Source organism: Actinoplanes sp. NPDC048791 (assembly GCF_040650095.1).
Lineage (GTDB): Bacteria > Actinomycetota > Actinomycetes > Mycobacteriales > Micromonosporaceae > Actinoplanes.
In genome coordinates this window covers 1-2,622 of sequence record NZ_JBEZGQ010001103.1, presented here as the reverse complement: position 1 = coordinate 2,622, position 2,622 = coordinate 1, and the positions used below count along the sequence as shown (strand labels likewise).

Here is a 2,622-nt window from a genome sequence, read left to right as displayed (position 1 = left end):
CCGGGCGCTGCGCGCGATCCGGTCCACCGTGGCCGCCACCGCGACCAGCGCCGGCGCGCTCACCTCGGCCAGTGGGGACCTCCGCGACCTGGCCGGTCAGCTCGACGCTTCGGCGGAGCAGACCTCCGGGCAGGCCCGCAACGCGGACAGCGCCGCCCAACAGGTGTCACACTCCGTCACCGACATGATGGCGGCGACCGAGGAGCTGTCCGCCTCCATCCGCGAGATCGCCCGGCAGACCAGCGACGCCGCCACCACCACGGCCGCCGCCAGCGAGAACGCCGCCACCACGACCGCGCTGGTGGCCACGCTCAGTGAGGCCAGCCGGGAGATCGGCGACATCGTCCGGCTGATCACCGCCATCGCCGAGCAGACCAACCTGCTGGCGCTGAACGCCACGATCGAGGCCGCCCGGGCCGGCGACGCCGGCAAGGGCTTCGCCGTGGTCGCCTCGGAGGTCAAGGACCTGGCCCAGGAGACCGCGCGGGCGACCAGCGACATCACCGCCAAGATCGGTGCGATCCAGGACATGACCACGCGTACGGCGGGAGCCATCGACACCATCGCCGGGGTCATCACCCGGATCGACGACGGCCAGCGGACCATCGCCGCGGCGGTCGAGGAGCAGTCCACGACCACCGAGCTGATGGCCCGCAACGTCAGCGAGGTCTCCACCGCGGCCACCGAGATCAGTGGCACGGTCACGAACATCACCGCGTCCACCGGGGCGACCGCCGACGGGGCCAACACCACCCGGCGCTCGGCCGAGCGGGTCAGCGCCGCCGCCGGCGAGATCCAGGGACTGATCGGTCAGTTCACGTACTAGCCGGCTTGCGGGAGGAGAGCACGCAGAACTCGTTGCCCTCCGGGTCGGCGAGGACCACCCAGCTCACCTCGTGCTGGCCGATGTCGACCGGCCGGGCGCCCATGTCGACCAGGCGCTCGACCTCGGCCTCCTGGTCGTCCGGGCGCAGGTCCAGGTGCAGCCGGTTCTTGCCCTTCTTGGCCTCCGGCACGGGCGTGAACAGCAGGCCGGGCATGGTGTCCGGGGTGCGCCGGATCTCCACCTCGCCGGGCTCCTCGTGCACGATCTGGTACCCGAGAGCTTCCGCCCACCAGCGGGCCAGCCGGGCGGGATCCTCCGCGTCGACAACGACCTGCTCCCACTGAGCGGGCATCGGCACTCCTTCACGTGACGCCATCGAAAGTGGCGATGATGTTACGCGCACACGGCCGGGCGGCCACGATCGGAACAACGCACCGCCCGTGCGACCTCCTGCCGAACGGCGGCCGAGACTCCACTGAAAGGTCGATGCCCGGTCGGCCGGAGGAGAAGCCCACCGTGAACGCACTGCGTCGCCTGCTGACCAACCTGGCCGAGTCCGGGCGTACCGGGGCCCTGCACGTCGGCGGTGCCCCCGGCGGGGTGATCTACCTGGTCGCCGGCCGGATCACCCATGCCGAGTCGGCGGCCTGCCCCGGCATCGGCGAGCGGCTGGTCACCTCCGGGCGGCTGGCCGCGGCGGCGTGGCAGTCCGCGTACGCGGCGGGCCGGGGCACCGGGACCGTCGGCCGGGCGCTCGTGCGCGACGGTCACCTCGGCCATCACGAGCTGGCCTGCCGGGTCGTCGCGGCCATCACCGCCGCCACCCACGCGCTGTTGCAGGGCAGTGACGAGGCGCCGATGCGGTTCGTGCCGGGCGAGCGGCACTGGTTCGGCGCGGTGGCCCCGATCGAGCTCGGCTCGCTCGGTACGCAGGCCGCCAAGCGGCTCTACACCCGGCCCGCACCGCACCGGCTGCGGCCCGCCCGGCGGCCCCGCCGCCGCGTGACAACAACGAGATGAACGCCGATGGCGATGACGCACACCGGGTGCGACCGCCCCGATCGGGGTGGCCGCAGGATGGCCCATTGTGACGGCGCGGACGACAAGATCCGGGCCGGCCGCACCCAGCACCACCCCGGCCGGCCGCGGCAACGAAGCCCGGCAGTCCCGCCAGCGGCCGGGCACGGCGAACGGCGGGAGCATCACTCGGCTGAGGAGAGATGTGCCCGGGGTTGAGAACTGCCTGCAGGAGGCCATGGCGATACCGGGCGCGATCGGCGCCAGCATCGTCGACTACACCACCGGTTTCCCGGTCGCGACGACCGGAGCCGCACCCAACGAGGACCACGACGCAGCGGCGGCGGGCACGGCGGACGTCGTGCAGGCCGCCCAGAGCAGATCGCTGTTCGTCTCGGCGGTACCGCACGACCTGCTCGAGGACCTGATCATCACGACCGCGGGGGGCTACCACCTGCTGCGGCTCGTCCAGACCGATTTCGACAGCCGGCTGGTGCTCTACGTGTGGCTGGACCGGATCCGCGGCAACCTCGCCGTGGCCCGGCGGCGCATGCAGACCCTCGCCGACGAGCTCGTGGCGACCTGATGTCGCGTACCGACCCGGTGAGAAGGAGTGACGGTGAAGCCCTCGAAGACCGCTGCGCCCGGGCGTCTGCTCACGCAGGCAGCGGGCGAGCGGCAGACCGGCGCACTCGTCGTCGGCGGCCACCCCGGCGGCACGGTCTACCTCATCGAGGGTCAGGACAGCTACGCCGAGTCGGCGGCCGCGCCGGGCGTCG

The 2,622-nt window shown here is 72.8% G+C and carries 4 protein-coding genes; 3 read left to right on the top strand and 1 reads right to left on the bottom strand.

The genetic code is table 11. The features are described from left to right. Window positions 1–826: methyl-accepting chemotaxis protein (locus tag AB0C29_RS42820; protein ID WP_360833314.1), on the top strand; the 826-nt coding region annotated here is incomplete at its 5' end. Here AB0C29_RS42820 and AB0C29_RS42815 read toward each other — a convergent pair. After that, complete coding sequence (locus tag AB0C29_RS42815; protein ID WP_360833312.1) at window positions 816–1,178, bottom strand: VOC family protein; 363 nt, start codon at window positions 1,176–1,178, stop codon at window positions 816–818. The genes AB0C29_RS42820 and AB0C29_RS42815 overlap by 11 nt on opposite strands. A gap of 164 nt (window positions 1,179–1,342) precedes the next feature. Between AB0C29_RS42815 and AB0C29_RS42810 the strand changes: the two genes are divergently transcribed. Then, complete coding sequence (locus tag AB0C29_RS42810) at window positions 1,343–1,846, top strand: DUF4388 domain-containing protein (protein WP_360833311.1); 504 nt, start codon at window positions 1,343–1,345, stop codon at window positions 1,844–1,846. 202 nt (window positions 1,847–2,048) lie between these two features. After that, complete coding sequence (locus AB0C29_RS42805; protein WP_360833309.1) at window positions 2,049–2,429, top strand: hypothetical protein; 381 nt, start codon at window positions 2,049–2,051, stop codon at window positions 2,427–2,429. Window positions 2,430–2,622 lie beyond the last annotated feature (193 nt).

What these genes read in the sequence shown, in the direction of transcription:
- AB0C29_RS42815 (WP_360833312.1), bottom strand. Translation starts at nt 1,178, where the DNA reads ATGCCCGCTCAGTGGGAGCAGGTCGTTGTCGACGCGGAGGATCCCGCC.